Raw genomic sequence first — 19,272 nt, forward strand, 5'->3', positions numbered from 1 at the left:
TTTCACCATCATAAGGGCATTATGTTTATCTGCAAAGAGGGCAAACTAAATGGACTTAGTACATTTTTATGTACTTAGGAAAGGAGCTTAAAGATGAAGGTTTGTAATGACGGTTTTGACCGTGATTTTATTGAAGGTAAAACTGATATGTACGCCATTGCATTCACACAAAATGTGTTATCAGGCAGATGGAAATACTTTATCTTATGGTACTTAAAAGGAGACACACGAAGATATTCAGATATTAAAGCATTTTTAGGAAACTTGTCACAAGGATCTCTCACAAAACAGCTTAAAGAACTAGAGAATGATGGTGTTATTAAGCGCGAAGTATATCCAGTGGTTCCTCCAAAAGTAGAATACTCTTTAACTGAAAAGGGGATTAAATTGATGCCAGTCCTTGATGCGATGGAGATTTTCGGTAAAGAATATGGTGAAAGCAATCAGGACTAATTGTATTAGAAATGGACGTAAAAACAACTCCGCGATATAGTTAGTCCACTAATTAAATTGTTAAGTGGGGTCTTGATATGGTAAATGATGATATCAGAGTTCTTTTAGATAAAATCTCTTCACAAAACCGAAGAAACTATAATCAATTATTAACTAATTTAAACTTACATGTAGGCCAAGACAATCTATTATGTAAACTCTGGAATAAAGATGGTATGACTCAAGTTGAACTGTGTAATCAGTTAAATTGTGAAGCCCCAACTGTAACCAACATGGTGAAATCATTAGAAAAAAAAGGATTAATTATTCGACACAAAGATGTTCATGACAAACGAATAACAAGAATCTATCTCACAGATTCTGGGAAAGAGATTGAAAAACCAGTTAGTGAGATATGGAAAAAACAGCAAGAGCGTTTATTAACAGAAATTACTCAAGATGAGAAATTGCTTTTTAGAAGACTGTTGAAACAAATGGAAAAGAACCTTTTCAACTAGTTAGTCGCAAGGATATAAAATCCTACAATGATAGGCAATGCTACTATTATCGATTGATTAGATATTATTTTAAATAGAAAAGAAATTATTGTGGCTCGAGTATTCACTTGAAGAACCAAAGCATTAAAACTTTGGTTCTTTTTTTATTGATCAGTACAGATATGACTGTTAACAACTGAAATTACAAGATTAAATCTCTAACTTACGATTACTAATCATCTTTATCATTTCAGGATCTCGGTGAGAGAAAAATAAAGTTTCTTTTTGATCTAATGAAGCGATATTAGTTAGATCATTTTCATCTAATTCAAAATCAAAGATATTAAAATTCTCAGTAATCCTTTCTTGATTAATCGATTTTGGAATAACAATAACATCTCTCTGGGTCAGCCAACGTAAAACGACTTGAGCCACGGACTTATTATGTTTTTCAGCTATTGCAACCAAAATTTTGTTATAAAATAGATTGTTCTTTCCTTCCGCAAAAGGTGCTGGTTACAGCCTGTTAGAGTGTATCAAGAAAACCTATGATCAGCTGCGTATCGAAATAACCAGGTAGGTAACCAAAGTGGAGGAGTTAGAATATATTTCTTTATTATAAATCCGATGAGTGTGGATGAATTTTAAAACCTCAAGAAAAAACATTGACTATAATCGAACGATCGTTTATTATAGATTGTATGAGACATAAAGATGAAAATAAAAACAAAAGTATATATAAAGCAGCCATACAGTTAGTTAATGAACAAGGGTTATCTGCAACCTCTATGTCAAAGATTGCAAAACGGGCAGGTATATCTGCTTCTACAATTTACGTTTACTTTGAAAATAAGGAGGATATGCTCAACAAATTGTATTTAATGATTAAGAAAGATATGAGCGTCGAAGTGTTTCAACATTACGATGATTCTATCTCCGTACGTTCTTCTTTTGAATATACATTGAGAAAATATCTAGACTTTATTCTGAATAATAAAGATGAATTCTTATTTATTGAACAATTTTCAAACTCTCCTCTTCTTCACAACTTATCTAAAGAAGAAGGAACACTAATGTTTGAACCAATTATTAGGCTACTTGAAGAAGGGAAAAGCCAAAAAATATTCAAGCAAGTGGATACTAATCTGCTATATATGGCAATGGTTAACCTTTGTATGCAGTATGTTAAAGAGCATTATGGTGGGCGAATAACGTTTAAGCAAGAAGATATCAACATAATCGTTGAAATGACTTGGGATGCTATTAAAAAAGATGAAATCTGATGTAGGAGATCATTTTCTCTTACATCTTCATTTTATATAATAATTAATCGAATGAACGTTTATTATACAAATGTTCATAATTAAACGAACATTCGATAATTAAAGGGGGTGATATGGAGTACGAAGATCTCTTTTAGAGAAGATCAGGAAGTTCTTTTAAAACAATTATTCTGATGGGATGTACCTTGTTAAGGAAAAAATATAATTAAGAGAGGACGTTTATAATATGTCAAATATTCAAGGAAAAGTTGTTATCATTACTGGTGCATCAAGTGGAATTGGGGAAGCTACTGCAAAGGAGCTTGCTTCGAAAGGTGCTAAAATAGTTCTTGCTGCACGGAGAGAAGAGCGACTAAAGGAGATACAGCAAGAAATTAAGCGTAATGGGGGACAGGTAATTTATCAAGTTACAGATGTGACTTCATACGAGCAAATGGAAACGCTAGCTTCGTACGCTCTTACAGAGTTTGGCAAAATTGATGTTATGATCAATAATGCAGGTGTAATGCCACTATCAGCTATTTCAGATTTGAAAATAACAGAATGGGAAACAATGATTGATGTAAATATTAAGGGCGTAACATATGGAATGGCTGCTGTTCTTCCTTCTATGAAAGAAAATAAAGTTGGTCACATCATCAATGTTTCTGCTGTTGCTGGCCATATGGTATTTCCAACTAGTTCTGTTTACAGTGGAACAAAATATGCTGTACGTGCTATAACAGAAGGTCTTAGACAAGAAGAATGTAAAAACAATATACGTACAACAATTATCTCTCCAGGTCCAACTTCAACCGAACTTACAAATTCAATTTCTGACCTAGGACTAAGAAACTTCATTATAGAGAGCGCTAAAGAGGCAATTGATCCTTCCAGTGTAGCAAGAGCCATTGCATTTGCGATTGGAGAACCTGATAACGTAGCTATTAATGAAATGATTATTCGACCAACTATTCAAGAAATGTAAAGATAGTAACTACATTTGTTTTGAAGAGTTGTTCTTATTTTGCCCCTAAAAAATAGACAGGTAACTCGGAATTTCCGTGTTGCCTGTCTATTTCATTTAGCCACAGTTCTGAGTTTTGTTTTACAGGGGGAAGTTACTATTCATCTAACTCTTAGCCTAATAAATTAATGAGAGCGATTACATTAAATCTGTACATTTTATACCATATTTTGATATAATTTATATAGAGATTAATTATCAAACTAGAAAAGGGCAAATCAGTCGAAAGATTGAGACGCAAAGTTACAGGTCTAAGGTTTATACTATGATGGCTGTGCTACCTAAAATAGTACATATTTTAGGGGGGATATGTTTGGTTCCTTTTAATAGTGAAAGTGAATTAGACAAAGAATGGAGTAACTTAATAAAGGAAGCTTTGGAAATGGGGATTTCTGCCGAAGAAATTAGACAGTTCCTAAAAGATCCTAAAATGGTTGACAATCTTTCAAATGCGCATGTTTTAGAAAGATTGTATTACAAATAGGGATAACATAGGTGAAGTTAATAGACCTTAAAGGTCAAGAAAACAGTGCAAACGAACCTTAGAAGCCTTGCAGACGCTTATGGGTTCATTACAGAAAGGATATATGTTACTGCCTTTCTAAAAACGTGATGAAGTTCCTGCTGTTTTTTTGTGCAGATTGAACTCATAGTCTAATTAAGTTACGATACGAAAAACAGTAGTGGTTGAAAATCTTTTTAAAACAGAGAAGGGATATCCCAAGAGGAGCTTTTAAGCTCCTCTTTTTTCGTTTGTATGTTTATCCATTTGCTCGTTCATTATAAGATATAACAACAAGATTAGATCATCTAACTTACTTCTCTTTCCCTCCAAAGTACCAATCCATTGCATTCTGATACAAGACTTTATGTATAGCTGTTTCATCATCTAAAGCTTCTTTTATGATAGTTATGTCTGAGTCTTGGAAAGGTCGTGGTGCTCGGGTAGAGGGTAAATCACTTCCAAACATTAACGCATTATTGTTAATGTTGTATATTTCTTTGATCATTTCTCCGGGATCGAAATCTAATCTGCCAAATCCAGTTGCTTTTACTTTAACTCCATGAGAAACAAGGTTCAGTAGTTCATGCGAGCCAAGCTTTTGAAAGGCCTAGATGATCAATGGATACAGCGGGCAAAGTCCTAAGTATATTCATGATATCTGCTAGTTTAGAAGAGTTTATATACAGTTCGGTATGCCAACCGGCTAAGTCATATACTCGTTTTGAAAATGACTCTAGTTTAGAAAGTTCTTCTGAACCTCCTCGATTTACATTAAATCTTAATGCTGTAACCCCAATAGAATCTAGTTCTAGGATCTCTTCGTCACTTGTAGAGTAAGGCAACTGAGTGACTCCAACAAACCCACTTCCTAATTGTTTAAGGGATTCTTTTAGATAGGTTTGGTCAAATTTTTGAAAGGAACCTGATACAATGGCACCATTTGTAATACCTAATCTGTTAGCATCAACTTGATAATCAACAGCAGTATAGGAATCGGGCGTAAAGCCTTGGTTTTCATAAATAGGGAAGTGTTTATCAATAATATGTAAGTGGGAATCAAAGATCTTCATGAATGTTCTCCTTTTTCATTCTATTATAGTTTAAGCTTATCAAAACGATTAAAATAAGAACATACATATCAATTCATATCTTGCGCCAAAAATTGAATTGCTCCTGTCACTATCGAGCACAAAATATCAAGAATCAACATTGAGCTACGTATAAACTTAGTGAAGAGAGGGGAGCTGCTAATATGGAAGGGCTTCAAAGGATGCTTGCTAGTCTCGAGTATATTGAAAACAATTTAGAAAATGACTTGAATATTGAAGAGGTCGCTGAGATTGCCTGTATGTCAAAGTTTCACTTCCAACGAATGTTTAGCATGCTTACGAGTTTTACGGTTAGTGAGTATATTCGTAATCGCCGGATGACTGTTGCTACACAGATGCTGAATCATTCAAACAGCAAGATCATTGATGTGGCGATGAGATATGGCTACGAAAGCCCGGAAGCCTTCACTAAAGCATTCAAACGAATTCATGGAATCAATCCATCAGAAGCAAAGAAGAGTAATCGTTCTTTAAAGGCGTATCCAAAGCTTTCCTTTCAAATTCAATTAAAGGGTGATGTAGAAATGGATTACAAATTAGTAGATAAAGATGAATTTGCTGTTGTTGGAAAAAGCATTCGTACGTCATGTATCGACGGTGAGAATAACCGTAACATTGCGGGGTTCTGGAATGAATCAAATCAAAACGGGTTCACAAAAGAACTAGCAAAAAACAGTGGATCACTTGGACTGATTGGCTTGTGCTTGGAATTTGATAGTAAGCAAGAAAATCTGACCTATCTCATTGGAGCCGAAAAGAACATTGATTCCATACCAAACGATTGGCAAGAGACAATCATTCCAGCAGCTACATGGGCCGTCTTCCCAGTACACGGACCAATGCCTGAAGCTATGCCAAAAGTGTGGGGCAGAGTTTTTTCAGAGTGGTTTCCTTCTACTGGATATGAGCATGCCGGTGGACCAGAAATGGAAGTGTATCTTAGTGATGCGGATCCATTTTCAGAGGACTATTATAGTGAAGTCTGGATTCCAATTAAAAAATAAGAGTGTAGATAGGCGCGCGTGTTCACAGGAGGCGCCTATTTTTTCGAGTATACTAAAAGAGAATTACTGTTAATAGAGAGGAGGAATAGATGATGAAGCTTTTTGTTTCTCAGTATGAATGGGTGCGAAAGACACGCGACGTATTATTTCAATATTGTGAGAGTTTACCTCAGGAGGACTATGTAAAAGAAGTAGAATCATTTGGCGGTGATTCTATCCGAAATTTACACGTCCATGTTGCTGAATGCTATCAAGTCTGGTTAGGCAAACGAGCGCTTAAAAAGGAGCTCTCATTGGTTAATCCAATAGACATTACAACTGTTCAACAAATGCGAGAGCTATTCAAGCAAACGGATGACATCGTTAATGAGTTTTTACATACGTATGAAGGTCAGTGGGAACAAAAGGTTGGAGTGACTTATCGGAATGGCGAGTCTAATGAATTTACAGCGCTATGGTTATTTACTCATACCTTAACCCATGAATTTCACCACAAAGGGCAAATTGTGAAAATTGGAAGACAGCTAGGCTATATTCCACCAGATACTGATCTTATTGAGGAATAGATGAAGCACTAAAATAGATAGTATAGGAGGCAGTCTCCATTTGTCATCATTCATGACGAATTGAGGCAGCTTCTTTTTTTATTTTGATGAAAGTTCATATTAGGTATTGCGATTTAGAAAATTAAATCATATAATAAATTTAAATTAACGATTTAAGTTATTAAATCGGATTGTTAAATTAAATCGAAAGTTGGTGTTGTTATGTCTAATAGAGAAATGATGAAGATTACTTTAAAGCAGCAAAAAGTGATTTCAGATCCATTAAGGTCCCGTATCATAGCTATGCTACACGAAGAACCAATGACGCCAAAACAAACAGCGGAGAAACTAGATAAAAATGCGGGAACAATCTATTACCACATTCAACAGCTTTTTAAGCATGACATCTTAGAAATTGATCATGTTGATACGAATAAGGGTGTGGTGGAGAAATATTACCGGTCAAAGGCCATTTTGTTCCAAGGTCCTGAGCAGGAAGATTCTGAGGAACATGTAACAGGTAGCAATATTCACATCCTCCTTTCAAAGAAATTATTAGATGAAATGCATCAAGAAGTCCAGGAGATCTACTTTAAATACGGACGTTTATCAATAGAAGAAACGGAAGAGCAGAATTCTTATACTGTCGAGTTTAATGTAAAAAACTATGTGGAGGAGGAAAAGGGATGAGGGCATCTTTTGTGATGGAACGAAACTTTCTCATTTTACTATCTGGAATATTTATTAATGGAATTGGTGGCGGAGTTTATGCAGTGTCGGGCATGATGCTTGTATTTCAATTGAGCGGGAGTGTGATTTATTCAGGATTCGCCTTCTTTGCTTTGACCCTTGCTAGTGCAATGGCTTTTCTGATCGCTCCATTTGCTAATTATGTAACCTACAAAAAGGGTTTGATTGGCTGTGAAGCTTTAAAATTTCTGTTGCTATTTACGATCCCACTATTTTATTTTACTGTCGGATTAAATGTATTCTACGTCATATTAATTCTATTTATAGTCGCACTGATTTCGCAGTTCTCTTACCCAATCGAATCCACAATCATGCCAATCATTGTAGGTAAAGAGAATATCATCAAAGCTAATTCCTACTTTCAAACGGTACGTGAAGGCATGAGTATCGTATTTGTAGCCGGTGCTGGAATTCTTGTGGTTGTCATCGGACCCGTTCAAGCAATTCTAATCACGGCAATCTGCCATGTATTATCCTCTATCACCTACTTATTTTTCACCTTCCAACAAGAGAAAGCAACAGAGAGACCAGTGATTGGTCAACTTGTAACAACGTATACAAATGACTTAAAAGCAGGGATTCGCTATATACAGGATTCACTGATTCCAAAAATGATCGTATCCATTGTGTTTATTAATTTTGCTATGGGGGTCATGATGCCTAATATGCCTGCTTTTGCTCTTATAAAAGGCAATGGAAGCGAGGCGCTGTATGGGTTTTACCTCGCAGCGATATCACTAGGTATTATGATTGGGGCTATACTTGCACCTAGAGTGAAGAAGTTTAGTTTTGGATTACTAACCATTGTTAGCTTTAGCATCACAGGCTTATTGTGGATGGGTGCTGCAGCACTGCCGGCGGTTCCATCTCTGATCTTCTTCTGCATCGGTACCATATCAATTGGCATATTAAACATACTGATGTTCTCATCTATTCAACAGCAGGTTGAATCTGCTTTTATAGGTCGCGTATTAACTGTATTAACAAGTGCAGCGTCAATTGGCATGCCGTTTGGTTCCTTATTAGGTGGTTATATCGGTGAAACCTTTACAGCCATTGTGCCAATGTACCTATGTGGCATAGCGATGATCATATTCAGTTTAAGCTGGCTCTTTAACGCAGTATTAAGGAAGCTGCCGAAGATTGATGAGGCAAAGCTTTTTCCGGCACGACCGGTAACTGAAACCAACTTTGAAAAGTCGCTGTAGATACAAAGCTCTGGTTGGTGTTTTGGCTGGAGACTATCTTAATTGCACTGCATTCTCTAAAACGGGTTTGTACGCTGCAGATCAAGTTGGTTTTTAATAAATATGTTAGCTTAGGGAGTTGTTATTTGCTACGGCCTTTTTATTTTGATAAAAGGGGTCCCTTTAACTAATCTATCATACGTGAAAAGAAAAATCGGAATGAAAATAGCAAAGAGAATTCCAGCGTATTCATTATAGTGGAAGATTCGTCGAATGGATAATAAATTCTGAGGAATCATACTTAAACTAATGACTATACATCCGATTAGAATAGAGAATAATCTTGTATTTGATCGATTGAATATAATCTCCAAACCTGTTGAAGCTGAATAAAGCAGAATGGTTAGTGTTGATAACACGATAATGGACCAGAAAGCTAAAAAAATTAAATCAACTCTTTCAAATAAAGTAAAGGAAATGGTTTTAATCATATACAGGAAAGGTTCAGGAAGAACTTCAAATTGACCCGGGCTAAAATAGATATAACACGAAACTACAATAAATGTATAAAACGTTGTCACAAATATATTTGCATACGTAGCTGTTAGTAATTTCTCTTTACTTGTACCAGATACGAAGGGATATATAATTGGAAGAATTAAAAATCCCTGCATAGCAAAAGAACTAGATAAAGCTCCTTTCCATATACCGCCCCATTCTGTCTCCAATAACGGTAAAAGATATAGGGGTTCAGAATCTGAAAATGCGAATGCAGCGCAAATGGGGGCTAAGAATAAGATTGGAGCAGTGATTGTCATAAAAGATGCTATTATTTTGATTGGACTATTTAAAAGGTAGAGAGCTGGTATTGTAAAAAGTATTAGTTTAACTACATCTGGTGTATGCGGTAATACCCAAGCATCAATAAGAGTTTTAAAGAAAACCAAAAGAGTTATGGTAATAACAATAAAATATAAACTGTATAAGAAAATGACGCTCTTCCCAATTTTATTGCCTAGAATGTGTTTTTGGAATTCATAAAATGTGAGATTTGGATAATTATTGGATACGCTCCAAAGAATAACGATCATGACTTGTGAGATGAGCCCGGCTATTAAAACAGAAATCCACCCATCAGTTAGTGCTTGTTGAAAGACGATATAAGGAAGTGTGAAAAGACCCGCACCAATTTGGGCTTGAACAAAGAACCAAAAGAAATGAATGAGACTTATACCTTTTTTTTGATCCAAGTTATTGCCCCCCACCCTTAGTTAAGTCACGATCTTAGTATTTCCAAAAGAAAATAATGAATGCATATTTTAAGTGGTGAGAATACAATATTAAGAATTAAAGTGAATGATCATTCTTACTTTTCTTTGAATACATCGCTTAAAGATACACTAACCTTTTAGTAAGTACCCCAACTAAAAGTGCGTACTTACATGACCTTTAAATCTTAATTATAATTAATAGAGATTTAAAGGAGGATAAAGAATGAAAACATTAGTCATAATTGGTCACCCAGATATTGAGGCATCTATCGTAAACAAAAAATGGATAGAGGAAATGAAGTTGTACCCTGATTTATTCACCATACATGAATTGGAAAAAGAGTATCCAGATGGCGTAATCGATATTAAAATAGAACAATCACTAATCGAGTCACATGGAAATTTAGTATTACAATTCCCAGTACATTGGTTTAATTGTCCGCCTATTCTTAAAAAATGGTTAGATGAAGTATTTACAGATGGGTGGGCATTTGGAAAATCCGGGGATAACTTAAAGGATCGAAAAATGGCGTTAGGAGTTACTACAGGAAGTAGAAGTGACGACTATGATAAGCAAGGAAGATATAAATATAATTTAAAAGAAGTATTAGTGCCGTTTGAAATAACAGCAAAATACTGTAAAGCAGATTATCAATCTTTTTTCGCTTTTTATGGCACAGATTTTAGTTCACAAGATGAAATTGATAAAAGCGCTAAAGATTATGTGGATTTCTTAAAAAAATTAATATGAACAAACAATAAGAAGCAACTGAGAGTAAGTTGCTTCTTATTTATAGTTATCTAGATACTTCTGGTTTTCTCCCCATTCACACATCGAATTCAACACTGGTATTAATGAAAGACCACGTTCAGTCAATGAGTATTCAACTTTAGGAGGAATTTGAGGGAATTCAACTCTGTTAACTAATCCATCTTTTTCTAAGTCCTTTAACATAACGCTAAGTGATTTAAAGGAAATGGTTCCTATCTTACGTTTTAATTCGTTATGTCTAATCTTATGGTGTTCATAAAGCAAATATAGTATGAGCATTTTGTACTTACCATTGATTAAGGACAATGTTAATCCGAATCCAGTGTTTTTAACATCGACATCCGAGGGACTTGTTTCCTCCACTTTACAAACCTCCTAACCTAAATATAGAACGTTGATAGTGATCAGTATTACTACAGTTTAACACTAATTAACCGTAAGACAATATTGATAGAATATAAGAGGTAATGAAAGAGATGGCCAAGTGTGGTGTCAGATTCCTTTTAACTTTAGAAGAAATACAAGGCTTATCTAATATAGCTTAAGCTTGTATGATAAGAGTACGTTTTATTTAGAATTTCTATCTGCTCTTCTCTTAAAGTCAATTAGCGTAATGAACAGTAAGCGAAGGGCGATAATTAAACCGCTTTTAATCATTAGATCTACTCCTCTAAAGTTGGTGCGTATAAAGGTAATTCAATAGTAAACGTGATCCAATCTTCATGTAGTTCGGCATACATCTTACCCTGATGCAGCTCTACAATTTTTTTAGCAATGGCAAGTCCTAATCCCGTACCAACACGTGTTGTTCTTGCTTTTTCGCCTACAAAAAAACGTTCAAATAACTTGTCCAATTCCATAGAAGTATGATGTTCAACTTGGTTTGATATCTTGAATAGAGCAATACCTTTTGCACTTACTAGTTCAACTTTTAATTCTGAAGGCTTCAGGCTATATTTTAAACAGTTTACTAAAAGGTTCTCAAATACTCGTGCAACTTTCTCAACATCCATAAAAACAGAAATTTCGTTTCCGACGATGGTTCTTGATAGTTGTATCTTTTCCATTTCAAGTTCCAACGTATATTCACCTAGTACTTGTTCGACTAAATCTACCATATTTACGACATGCCTATTTAAGGTGATGTTTGGATTAGACAATCGTGAGTACTCGAACAATTCTTCTATTAACACGTTTAAACGATGTGATTTTTGATTAATTATTTGAAGATATTCATTAAATTGTTCTTTATTTTTGTACTTATTTTTCATGATCAAATCTACGTATCCAATTACAGATGTAAGGGGTGTTCGTAAATCATGCGATACATTTGTAATTAGTTCGTTTCGATCAGATTCTAATCGTCGTTCATTCTGGAATTTATACTCCAAGTCTTTAGACATGTTATTAATGTTCTTTGCAAGTGTGGTTAATTCGTCATTCCCCTTTAGATCAATTAATAGCCCTAATTCACCTTCCGCTATTTTCTGAACATTATCAGAAATATGTTTTAGAAATCTAATTTTTTTTCTTGTGAAAAAGGTAAAAGATAAAATAAATACAAATAGTACAAATAAGAAAATACAGGTTGTTAGAATAACTGCAAACGTAACATTTAATTCTGTCACATTCATTTTTTCGTACAAATGTCCTGTGAATTGAAAAATGGTTAAGAGAGTAACAAGTGATATCACTGTGCTTAAAGCAATCACACACAATAATTGAATGACAATTTTATTTTTGAGTGTTAAGACATTCATATTTTATATCCGACTCCCCAAACCGTCTTAATGTAAATTGGTTTTTTAGGATCTTGCTCAATTTTGTTACGAATATTAGTAATGTGAACCATTACGGTATTATCTGATCTTGAGAAGTCTTCTTTCCAAACCAATTCATAGATCTTTTGGATACTGAGTACGATTCCTTTGTTACGAGCCAATAATTTTAGTATCTCAAACTGTTTGGGTGTTAAACGAACTTCTTCTTTTTGCACATATACTTGGTGCGTATCTATATGAATGTCTAAATCACCAATCTCGATGATACTTTCATTTAGATTATTAGTTACATTACTGTACTTATTCATTCTTCTTAACTGAGACTTGACTCTGGCCATTAATTCTAGGGGATTAAATGGTTTGGTTAGATAATCATCTGCCCCTGAAGTAAGACCTTGGATTTTATCCATATCTTCTGATTTTGCCGAGAGCATAATAATCGGCATGTTCCGTTCTTTTCTAATTTTTATGCAAGCTTCAATACCATCCATTTCAGGCATCATAATATCTAATATGATTAAATCAATCTCGTGATTTTCTAATAGCTGCAAGGCTACAACTGCGTTTTCGGCTTTTACTGTGTCCATGCCTTCATTTACGAGATATACCTCAATTAGATTTCTAATATCTACATCGTCATCAATAATAAGGATTTTTGGTGGCATAAAAATCTCCTATAAATTATTTTATTTCTTGCAGCTTAGTATATAAGCTGGAGGAACATTTCTGTATTCTTTTTCAATTTGAATATGAGGAAAAAAACGTTCCATATAAGCTATTTTTAATTTAGTGTATTGAAAAGTAATGAAGAGTCCATTTTGATTTAAGATGTTTAGAGTATTAGTTAGAATTTTATCAGACATTTCAGTAGGTAGACTAGCGAATGGGAGACCAGATACGATAAAATCCACAGAGGTAATATTAAGGTCATTAAGGTGCTTTTCAATATTTTCCGCAGAATCATTAATAATAAAAAGATTTGGTTCATTTTCAAAGTTCTCTTTGAGGATATTGAAAAACTCTTTATTGTATTCAACTAGAACAATTGTTGTTTCTTTTTTGCGTCTTTTCAGTATTTCTTTAGTAAAAGCACCCGTACCAGATCCATATTCAATAATACAGTTTGCAGTTTTAAAGTTCACTTGATCTAACATTTTATAGCTAAGGTACTTGGAACTGGGTAGGACTGCGCCTACTGTTCTTGGGTTAGTTATATATTGTGTTAAAAATTTTATATTTCTCAAGACGCCTTGCACCTCATTCATTTAGTATGAGCACAAGTGTATAAAACAAATCTTAATTATTAAGTGCAAAAAACCTTAATAATTCTTAAGATCTAGAATTCATTCGTAAACATGGTGAAGAGTGGATTTAGTAGGAATTTATTAAGACATATCTATTAAAATCTTTATATAAGTAAATCGTTATATAATAATTGACTTATATAAAACGCTTATAATATACTTCGTTTTGAAAGGAGTCGGGACAATGGTACATATACAGAAGCTAGAAACAGCGGATACGGTTACTTGTTTGAAAATTATAAGCGATCCAACTAGATTGTTAATATTAAAACTTGTTGAGAAGAAAGAGTATTGTGTGTGTCAGTTTGTTGAGATGTTTGAAACTAGCCAACCAGCAATCAGTCAACATATTAAAAAACTGAAGAAGCTGCACTTATTAAATGAAAACAGAAGAGGACAGTGGAGACATTACTCTCTTAATGTAAGTTCTCCATATTTTCAAGTAGTGAAATCTATTTTAGATCAAGTAGATCATGATGATCCTTCTCTAATAGAAGCATTAAAAAAAGAAAGACCGGTTCAATGCTAGTCAGAGGAGGAAATTAACCTTGAGTTCAGTCATCTTAGCATCTACTATTTTTATTTTGACAATTGTTTTAGTCATTTGGCAGCCAAAAAATCTTAATATTGGGTGGTCGGCTTGTGGTGGGGCAATTTTGGCTCTGTTGTTTGGAGTTGTAAGCTTTACTGATGTAATGGACGTAACAGGTATTGTTTGGAATGCCACTTTAACATTTATTGCTATCATTATTATCTCGCTTATTTTAGATGAAATTGGTTTCTTTGAATGGTCAGCTTTACACATGGCAAGAATGGCCAAAGGTAATGCTGTTCTTATGTTTGTATATGTATGTATATTAGGCTCTGTTGTCGCTGCGTTTTTCGCTAATGATGGAGCAGCTTTAATTCTAACTCCTATTGTTTTATCAATGGTACGTTCACTTAAATTTAATGAAAAGATGGTTTTTCCATTCATTATAGCGAGTGGGTTTATAGCCGATACAACTTCCCTACCTTTAGTGGTTAGTAATTTGGTGAATATTGTCTCTGCTGATTATTTTGGAATTGGGTTCGTTGAATATGCGACACGTATGATCGTACCAAACTTTTTTGCCTTAGTAGCAAGTATTCTAGTCCTTTATCTTTATTTTAGAAAACAGATCCCAAAACGATATGATTATTCAGAACTGCAAGATCCTGTGGACGTTATTAAAGATCATAAGATGTTTCGTCTGTCTTGGTTTGTGCTAGGTGTATTGTTTATTGGTTATTTAGTAAGTGAGTTCTTACATATACCAGTTTCAATTGTTGCCGGTAGTATCGCACTTATTTTCTTGGTATTTGCTAGTAAAAGTACAGCAGTTGAAACACGAAAGGTGCTAAGCGGTGCTCCGTGGAATATTGTCTTCTTTTCCATTGGTATGTATGTAGTTGTGTATGGACTTCGTAATGTTGGTCTGACAGATGTTTTATCTGAAGTGATTCAGGTTGTAGCCGATCAAGGTCTTTTTGCAGCGACAATGGGCATGGGTTTTATAGCGGCAATACTATCTTCAATTATGAACAACATGCCTACTGTTTTAATTGATGCGATTGCGATAGCAGGAACTGATACAACAGGATTAACAAGAGAGGCATTAATCTACGCAAATGTAATTGGGGCGGATCTTGGGCCGAAGATTACACCAATTGGTTCATTGGCAACTTTGTTATGGCTTCATGTTTTAACTCAAAAAGGAGTTAAAATCTCTTGGGGCACTTATTTTAAAACTGGGATTATCATCACTCTACCAGTATTATTTATCACTCTAATGGGGCTATATCTATGGTTACTTATTATTCATTAAATGTTGGGGGAGAAATAGGATGACTAAAAAGATCATTTATTTTCTTTGTACAGGAAATTCATGTAGAAGCCAAATGGCGGAAGGTTGGGCAAAAGAATATGTAGTAACAAGTGAGTGGGATGTATACAGTGCTGGGATCGAAGCACATGGGTTGAATCCGAGTGCTGTGAAGGCAATGAAAGAGGTCGGGGTTGATATTTCTAATCAAACATCAGATATTATTGATACTGATTTGTTAAACAACGCAGACTTTGTGGTTACATTATGTGGCGATGCAGCAGATAAATGTCCAGTGACTCCTCCACACGTAAAACGAGATCATTGGGGATTTGATGATCCCGCAAAAGCAGAAGGTACAGATGAAGAGAAATGGGCATTCTTTCAGCGTGTTAGAGATGAAATAGCTGAGCGAATTAAACGGTTCTCGGAAACGGGTGAGTAAACACTTTTCAAGCTATATTACTTTTCTGTGATCACAAAATCCGTTCTCATTAGGGCTTAAATTAGTTGCCACTATTCTTTTAAATACAAGTAAATAAAAACTAATGGTACCAAGGCTTTTGAGCTTTGGTTTTTTTTGTGTTTCTACTCTTTTAAAAAGGAATCTTCAATATATTTTTTTGCCCAATTGCACCAATCTAAGTACATCTTTGAATAACGAATACCATATTCGATCGTTAACATCGTACCCATGTCATTTTCTCCTTGATTACTATAATGGTCTCTCCATCTTGTTGACATTTCTAATACTTTTTTTCTCTTTCTATGACATCTTCAATTAATTTAATCATATCTTCAACCGTTAAAACATTAAATGCAGTGGTCTTAATAAGGAATTCATCTTTAATTTTAGCCGGTTTTAATGGCTGATCTATAACCCATTGCACTAAATCTTTTCTACCTTGATCTGTAAGAGAATAGATTTTTTTATTGGGAGAGGTTTGTTGAATAACTAATTCATGATGTATTAATCCCTTGTTCTCCATTTTATGCAACTCAGTATAAATTTGACTATGAGTGGAGTTCCAAAAATACACCATCTGTTCTTTGAATATCCTAACAACATCATAACCAGTTGCGGGCTTTTTAGAGATGATACCTAATAAGGCATAGCGTAAGCTCATAAAACCATCAATCCCTTAACATTTGTCTATATATCGAAATTATATCACATAAACTTGACTCCATTGATTGAATCTGATTAATATGTATATAGTTTAATATGTCTAAAATGACATATGGGGAGGGGTTTGTTTATGTATGATTTTTTATATCAGGTTCATGTAGGCACGTGGATCATTTTACTTGTGTTTGTTGTGTTAAATATGTTCTACAGATCTACTATTTTGAAAATGCTATTCCGTCTCTGTTCCATTTTTATGTTGGGGTCTGGTGTAGGCTTAGCACTACATATGTCTTTTCCTATTATATTTATCGTTAAATTAATTTTGGCTTTACTTCTAATAGGGTTAACAGAAATGGTTTTGAAAAAAGAGAATCCGAGAGAGGAATCTTTTCTATTAATCTTGATTAGTGGACTATTTTTTCTGCTTGTCCTAATTGGATTTGGGATCATAAGGTTTTAATGATGAAAAAACTATTTAATAAAAAAATACTAATTATTGCATGCATCTTGATAATGGTAAGCTTCTTATCTTTTTATAAATGGACACAGGTAACATACGAAGCTATTAATAGTTCACAGATTGAACTGGAAGAAACCAAGCAATTAGAAGAAGGTTGGCTAATATACTCTGCTGAACAGGCAGATAAAGGGTTGATTCTTTATCCTGGTGCAAAAGTAGAAGCTAATGCTTATGCGTACTTAGCGCAAGAACTATCGAAACAGAATATTACGGTCGCTATACCGTCTGTCACGTTAAACCTACCAATTATTGATCTATCAAAAGCACTCGAAATGATTGATGGCAACGATGCAATGGAGTGGTATGTTGGTGGACATTCAATGGGAGGTGCTGCAGCAGCGATGTTTGCAGATCAACAGTTAGATAAAGTTAATGGTTTGGTGCTACTTGGATCATATGCAGCAGATAATGACTATTTAAAAGAATCTAGTTTACCTGCCTTATCTATTAGTGGCTCAGAGGATGGATTGAGCACGCCCGATAAAATTAAAGAGAACAGTAGAAACATACCTCAAACAACCGAGTTTGTTGAAATTAAGGGTGGGAATCATGCTTTTTTCGGTGATTATGGTAGTCAAAAGGGTGATAATGAAGCTCAAATAACAGTTAGCGAGCAACAAGAAATTATCATAGATACAATTGTTCAATGGTTAGAGAGTGTCGAATTTTCAGGAGGGGAAAATGGGTAAATTGAGAGTCTATTCATTTTTTACAATGATTGTTGTGCTGTTTGTTCTCTTACAAGGCTCCATTGTGACCAAAACAGGGTCGGGTCAAGGGTGTGGAACGACGTGGCCTCTCTGTTTTGGAGAGCTGATCCCATATAACCCCACGTTAGAGACCATTATTGAATACACTCATCGCTTAATCTCTAGCTTTGCGGGGATGTTGGTTCTCGTTCTATCTTTTTGGTCTTGGCATAAGTTATCTTATATTAAAGAAATAAAGTTCTTTGCAGCCCTAGCTTCTTTAGCGATTATTGTTCAAGGATTAATGGGAGCAGGACAAGTTGTATTTGGACAACCTCCAGTAATAATGGCTTTACATTTTGGATTTTCCGCTGTTTCTCTTGCGGCAGTCTTTACAATTTTCCTCTTTACGTTTGAAAATAAACTTGAACCTTTTAAAATAAATGTGAGCATATATTTCAGGCGTTATGTTATTGCAATAGCTTTATATTCTTATGCTGTTATTTATACAGGAGCGTTTGTAAAACATATGGGGGCTGCTACAGCTTGCGCAGGGTTCCCACTATGTGACGGTAAATTTGTTTTATTTAACGATGGAATGGTTGTTTTTGCTCAAATGTTTCATCGGATTTCAGGAATGTTTTTATCCGTTTTAGTGGTGTTGTTATTTATATGGATAGTAGTGAGATATAGGGGACAGCGCTTATTAATGTGGATAGGTTCAGCAGGAGTTTTATTAGTGATCATACAACTCCTAAGCGGAGTAGGGATGGTTTTAACTAAGAATCAGAATCTAACTATAGGTATTATTCATGCTTTAACTATATCAATCCTTTTCTCTATCTATACATACACGATTGTACTATCAAGAAGAAAATAAAATGCGTAAGCTAAGTGAATTTGTTTACCTTACTAAATTCCTAAAATGAAGAATTAAGAAACCGTACTTTAAAGTATTAATTATGTAGAGCTTTCTTCAAACTCTTAAGAATAAGCAAAATGCCTATCAACCATGAGCAAGAGAACCTTCTAAATTTCTTAGATGGTTCTCTGGCTTTAATTTTCCTTATTTATCTTCAACTAGTCGTCCTAATGTAAAACATTAATTAACACCAACCCACGTCTTATAAGAATATCTATGATCATGTTATGGATTTATTGGTATAGTGATTTAACTAATCATAAAATTAACTTCATCCCATCATGACTTGCTACAAATCCTAGATTCTCATAGAAGTGATGAGCATCTTCTCTTTCTTTATCTGTAGTTAATTGAACCAATCCACAACCTTCAGTTTTTGCTAGGGTAATCGCTTCTTTAAATAGTTTGCGCCCTATTCCTTTTCCACGGTGCTTATTATCAACACGAACTCCTTCAATCTGAGCACGTTTCATCCCCATTCTTGCTAAACCAGGAATAAACGTTAATTGTAGAAAACCTATGACTTGCTCGTTTTCTGTAGCTACAAGAATTTGGTTGCCTCTTTGATGTTCAATTTCTTTAAATGCGTCATAGTAAAAGTCAGGTAGAGGATCTTGATACTTCTCGCGTTTTGAACCCAATGTATCGTCTGCTAACATACGTACAATATCTGGCAGATCATTTTTAAGTGCTTTTCTACATTTCATCATTATCATCCTTCT

General features: G+C 34.6%; 24 protein-coding genes, 2 pseudogenes and 1 riboswitch. Of the genes and pseudogenes, 16 read left to right on the top strand and 10 right to left on the bottom strand.

The window, feature by feature from the left end; all coding sequences use genetic code 11:
• The first annotated feature begins 93 nt into the window (after positions 1-93).
• Positions 94-453 (top strand): winged helix-turn-helix transcriptional regulator, encoded by a 360-nt coding sequence (locus NDM98_RS19825; RefSeq protein WP_285804085.1) that lies wholly within the window; start codon positions 94-96, stop codon positions 451-453.
• Between the two features lie 77 nt (positions 454-530).
• Entirely contained in the window at positions 531-950 is a 420-nt protein-coding gene (locus tag NDM98_RS19830) for a MarR family winged helix-turn-helix transcriptional regulator (protein ID WP_251611276.1), read from the top strand.
• Between the two features lie 189 nt (positions 951-1,139).
• Here NDM98_RS19830 and NDM98_RS19835 read toward each other — a convergent pair.
• A pseudogene (locus NDM98_RS19835) lies at positions 1,140-1,442 on the bottom strand (aldo/keto reductase); the annotation flags it as partial.
• 188 nt (positions 1,443-1,630) lie between these two features.
• On the opposite strand from NDM98_RS19835, the gene NDM98_RS19840 reads away from it, so the two are divergent.
• From NDM98_RS19840 to NDM98_RS19850, 3 genes are all read left to right on the top strand, one after another.
• Entirely contained in the window at positions 1,631-2,212 is a 582-nt protein-coding gene (locus tag NDM98_RS19840; protein ID WP_251611278.1) for a TetR/AcrR family transcriptional regulator, read from the top strand.
• 226 nt (positions 2,213-2,438) lie between these two features.
• On the top strand, positions 2,439-3,179 hold the full coding sequence (locus NDM98_RS19845; protein ID WP_251611279.1) for an SDR family oxidoreductase: 741 nt from the start codon (positions 2,439-2,441) through the stop codon (positions 3,177-3,179).
• Positions 3,180-3,420: 241 nt separating this feature from the next.
• Positions 3,421-3,503: riboswitch (cyclic di-GMP riboswitch) on the top strand.
• Complete coding sequence (locus NDM98_RS19850; protein ID WP_251611280.1) at positions 3,484-3,702, top strand: anti-repressor SinI family protein; 219 nt, start codon at positions 3,484-3,486, stop codon at positions 3,700-3,702. It overlaps the preceding riboswitch by 20 nt.
• A gap of 331 nt (positions 3,703-4,033) precedes the next feature.
• Here the strand turns inward: NDM98_RS19850 and NDM98_RS19855 are convergent.
• Positions 4,034-4,793: pseudogene (locus NDM98_RS19855) on the bottom strand (amidohydrolase family protein).
• A gap of 182 nt (positions 4,794-4,975) precedes the next feature.
• Here NDM98_RS19855 and NDM98_RS19860 point away from each other — a divergent pair.
• The 4 genes from NDM98_RS19860 to NDM98_RS19875 all read left to right on the top strand — a co-directional run bounded on the left by NDM98_RS19860 (position 4,976) and on the right by NDM98_RS19875 (position 8,339).
• Positions 4,976-5,836, top strand: a complete 861-nt coding sequence (locus tag NDM98_RS19860) for an AraC family transcriptional regulator (RefSeq protein WP_251611281.1) — start codon at positions 4,976-4,978, stop codon at positions 5,834-5,836.
• 92 nt (positions 5,837-5,928) lie between these two features.
• Positions 5,929-6,402: a DinB family protein gene (locus NDM98_RS19865; RefSeq protein WP_251611398.1), complete on the top strand. Its 474-nt coding sequence runs from the start codon at positions 5,929-5,931 to the stop codon at positions 6,400-6,402.
• 201 nt (positions 6,403-6,603) lie between these two features.
• Positions 6,604-7,071 (top strand): ArsR/SmtB family transcription factor, encoded by a 468-nt coding sequence (locus NDM98_RS19870; protein ID WP_251611282.1) that lies wholly within the window; start codon positions 6,604-6,606, stop codon positions 7,069-7,071.
• A complete protein-coding gene (locus tag NDM98_RS19875) occupies positions 7,068-8,339 on the top strand; it encodes an MFS transporter (RefSeq protein WP_251611283.1) in 1,272 nt (423 codons plus the stop codon). The genes NDM98_RS19870 and NDM98_RS19875 overlap by 4 nt, the downstream gene beginning before the upstream one ends.
• A gap of 128 nt (positions 8,340-8,467) precedes the next feature.
• Here the strand turns inward: NDM98_RS19875 and NDM98_RS19880 are convergent, their stop codons facing one another.
• Positions 8,468-9,568, bottom strand: a complete 1,101-nt coding sequence (locus tag NDM98_RS19880; protein ID WP_251611284.1) for a GerAB/ArcD/ProY family transporter — start codon at positions 9,566-9,568, stop codon at positions 8,468-8,470.
• Between the two features lie 244 nt (positions 9,569-9,812).
• Between NDM98_RS19880 and NDM98_RS19885 the strand changes: the two genes are divergently transcribed.
• Positions 9,813-10,340, top strand: a complete 528-nt coding sequence (locus NDM98_RS19885) for an NAD(P)H-dependent oxidoreductase (protein ID WP_251611285.1) — start codon at positions 9,813-9,815, stop codon at positions 10,338-10,340.
• A 36-nt stretch (positions 10,341-10,376) separates the two neighbouring features.
• On the opposite strand, the gene NDM98_RS19890 is transcribed toward NDM98_RS19885, so the two are convergent.
• The 4 genes from NDM98_RS19890 to NDM98_RS19905 all read right to left on the bottom strand — a co-directional run bounded on the left by NDM98_RS19890 (position 10,377) and on the right by NDM98_RS19905 (position 13,386).
• Positions 10,377-10,724, bottom strand: a complete 348-nt coding sequence (locus tag NDM98_RS19890) for a winged helix-turn-helix transcriptional regulator (RefSeq protein ID WP_251611286.1) — start codon at positions 10,722-10,724, stop codon at positions 10,377-10,379.
• Between the two features lie 299 nt (positions 10,725-11,023).
• The gene (locus NDM98_RS19895) at positions 11,024-12,121 is read right to left on the bottom strand and encodes a sensor histidine kinase (protein WP_251611287.1); all 1,098 of its coding nucleotides are present in this window, start codon (positions 12,119-12,121) and stop codon (positions 11,024-11,026) included.
• Positions 12,118-12,807: a response regulator transcription factor gene (locus NDM98_RS19900; RefSeq protein WP_251611288.1), complete on the bottom strand. Its 690-nt coding sequence runs from the start codon at positions 12,805-12,807 to the stop codon at positions 12,118-12,120. Before NDM98_RS19900 ends, NDM98_RS19895 begins: the two co-directional genes overlap by 4 nt.
• Positions 12,808-12,828: 21 nt before the next feature.
• Positions 12,829-13,386, bottom strand: coding sequence for a class I SAM-dependent methyltransferase (locus NDM98_RS19905; RefSeq protein ID WP_251611289.1), 558 nt, complete (start codon positions 13,384-13,386; stop codon positions 12,829-12,831).
• A gap of 244 nt (positions 13,387-13,630) precedes the next feature.
• Here NDM98_RS19905 and NDM98_RS19910 point away from each other — a divergent pair, with 244 nt between their 5' ends.
• From NDM98_RS19910 to arsC, 3 genes are read left to right on the top strand one after another with little or no spacing between them, the layout of a single operon-like run.
• Entirely contained in the window at positions 13,631-13,975 is a 345-nt protein-coding gene (locus NDM98_RS19910; RefSeq protein WP_251611290.1) for an ArsR/SmtB family transcription factor, read from the top strand.
• Positions 13,976-13,994: 19 nt separating this feature from the next.
• On the top strand, positions 13,995-15,293 hold the full coding sequence (locus tag NDM98_RS19915) for an arsenic transporter (protein ID WP_251611291.1): 1,299 nt from the start codon (positions 13,995-13,997) through the stop codon (positions 15,291-15,293).
• 19 nt (positions 15,294-15,312) lie between these two features.
• The gene (gene arsC, locus NDM98_RS19920) at positions 15,313-15,735 is read left to right on the top strand and encodes an arsenate reductase (thioredoxin) (RefSeq protein ID WP_251611292.1); all 423 of its coding nucleotides are present in this window, start codon (positions 15,313-15,315) and stop codon (positions 15,733-15,735) included.
• 143 nt (positions 15,736-15,878) lie between these two features.
• Here arsC and NDM98_RS19925 read toward each other — a convergent pair whose 3' ends face one another.
• Both NDM98_RS19925 and NDM98_RS19930 read right to left on the bottom strand, forming a co-directional pair.
• Complete coding sequence (locus tag NDM98_RS19925; RefSeq protein ID WP_251611293.1) at positions 15,879-16,034, bottom strand: virulence activator alpha C-terminal domain-containing protein; 156 nt, start codon at positions 16,032-16,034, stop codon at positions 15,879-15,881.
• A gap of 2 nt (positions 16,035-16,036) precedes the next feature.
• Positions 16,037-16,417, bottom strand: coding sequence for a PadR family transcriptional regulator (locus NDM98_RS19930; RefSeq protein ID WP_251611294.1), 381 nt, complete (start codon positions 16,415-16,417; stop codon positions 16,037-16,039).
• Between the two features lie 132 nt (positions 16,418-16,549).
• Between NDM98_RS19930 and NDM98_RS19935 the strand changes: the two genes are divergently transcribed.
• From NDM98_RS19935 to NDM98_RS19945, 3 genes are read left to right on the top strand one after another with little or no spacing between them, the layout of a single operon-like run.
• Positions 16,550-16,879 carry a DUF1516 family protein gene (locus tag NDM98_RS19935; protein WP_251611295.1) on the top strand — a complete coding sequence of 110 codons (330 nt, stop codon included), beginning with the start codon at positions 16,550-16,552 and terminating at the stop codon, positions 16,877-16,879.
• Positions 16,879-17,628: an alpha/beta family hydrolase gene (locus NDM98_RS19940; protein ID WP_251611296.1), complete on the top strand. Its 750-nt coding sequence runs from the start codon at positions 16,879-16,881 to the stop codon at positions 17,626-17,628. Before NDM98_RS19935 ends, NDM98_RS19940 begins: the two co-directional genes overlap by 1 nt.
• A complete protein-coding gene (locus NDM98_RS19945; RefSeq protein ID WP_251611297.1) occupies positions 17,621-18,508 on the top strand; it encodes a COX15/CtaA family protein in 888 nt (295 codons plus the stop codon). The genes NDM98_RS19940 and NDM98_RS19945 overlap by 8 nt, the downstream gene beginning before the upstream one ends.
• A gap of 299 nt (positions 18,509-18,807) precedes the next feature.
• Here the strand turns inward: NDM98_RS19945 and NDM98_RS19950 are convergent, their stop codons facing one another.
• On the bottom strand, positions 18,808-19,257 hold the full coding sequence (locus NDM98_RS19950; protein ID WP_251611399.1) for a GNAT family N-acetyltransferase: 450 nt from the start codon (positions 19,255-19,257) through the stop codon (positions 18,808-18,810).
• Between the last annotated feature and the right edge of the window lie 15 nt (positions 19,258-19,272).

Origin of the sequence: Alkalicoccobacillus plakortidis (genome assembly GCF_023703085.1) — a bacterium.
Taxonomy (GTDB): domain Bacteria; phylum Bacillota; class Bacilli; order Bacillales; family Bacillaceae_D; genus Alkalicoccobacillus; species Alkalicoccobacillus plakortidis.

Coding starts and splice junctions, on each gene's coding strand:
- NDM98_RS19910 (WP_251611290.1), top strand. CDS start 13,631: ATGGTACATATACAGAAGCTAGAAACAGCGGATACGGTTACTTGTTTG.
- NDM98_RS19845 (WP_251611279.1), top strand. CDS start 2,439: ATGTCAAATATTCAAGGAAAAGTTGTTATCATTACTGGTGCATCAAGT.
- NDM98_RS19885 (WP_251611285.1), top strand. CDS start 9,813: ATGAAAACATTAGTCATAATTGGTCACCCAGATATTGAGGCATCTATC.
- NDM98_RS19830 (WP_251611276.1), top strand. CDS start 531: ATGGTAAATGATGATATCAGAGTTCTTTTAGATAAAATCTCTTCACAA.
- NDM98_RS19865 (WP_251611398.1), top strand. CDS start 5,929: ATGAAGCTTTTTGTTTCTCAGTATGAATGGGTGCGAAAGACACGCGAC.
- NDM98_RS19895 (WP_251611287.1), bottom strand. CDS start 12,121: ATGAATGTCTTAACACTCAAAAATAAAATTGTCATTCAATTATTGTGT.
- NDM98_RS19950 (WP_251611399.1), bottom strand. CDS start 19,257: ATGAAATGTAGAAAAGCACTTAAAAATGATCTGCCAGATATTGTACGT.
- NDM98_RS19925 (WP_251611293.1), bottom strand. CDS start 16,034: ATGTCAACAAGATGGAGAGACCATTATAGTAATCAAGGAGAAAATGAC.
- NDM98_RS19825 (WP_285804085.1), top strand. CDS start 94: ATGAAGGTTTGTAATGACGGTTTTGACCGTGATTTTATTGAAGGTAAA.
- NDM98_RS19940 (WP_251611296.1), top strand. CDS start 16,879: ATGATGAAAAAACTATTTAATAAAAAAATACTAATTATTGCATGCATC.
- NDM98_RS19900 (WP_251611288.1), bottom strand. CDS start 12,807: ATGCCACCAAAAATCCTTATTATTGATGACGATGTAGATATTAGAAAT.
- NDM98_RS19870 (WP_251611282.1), top strand. CDS start 6,604: ATGTCTAATAGAGAAATGATGAAGATTACTTTAAAGCAGCAAAAAGTG.
- NDM98_RS19945 (WP_251611297.1), top strand. CDS start 17,621: ATGGGTAAATTGAGAGTCTATTCATTTTTTACAATGATTGTTGTGCTG.
- NDM98_RS19840 (WP_251611278.1), top strand. CDS start 1,631: ATGAGACATAAAGATGAAAATAAAAACAAAAGTATATATAAAGCAGCC.
- NDM98_RS19930 (WP_251611294.1), bottom strand. CDS start 16,417: ATGAGCTTACGCTATGCCTTATTAGGTATCATCTCTAAAAAGCCCGCA.
- NDM98_RS19860 (WP_251611281.1), top strand. CDS start 4,976: ATGGAAGGGCTTCAAAGGATGCTTGCTAGTCTCGAGTATATTGAAAAC.
- NDM98_RS19875 (WP_251611283.1), top strand. CDS start 7,068: ATGAGGGCATCTTTTGTGATGGAACGAAACTTTCTCATTTTACTATCT.
- NDM98_RS19935 (WP_251611295.1), top strand. CDS start 16,550: ATGTATGATTTTTTATATCAGGTTCATGTAGGCACGTGGATCATTTTA.
- NDM98_RS19850 (WP_251611280.1), top strand. CDS start 3,484: ATGATGGCTGTGCTACCTAAAATAGTACATATTTTAGGGGGGATATGT.
- arsC (WP_251611292.1), top strand. CDS start 15,313: ATGACTAAAAAGATCATTTATTTTCTTTGTACAGGAAATTCATGTAGA.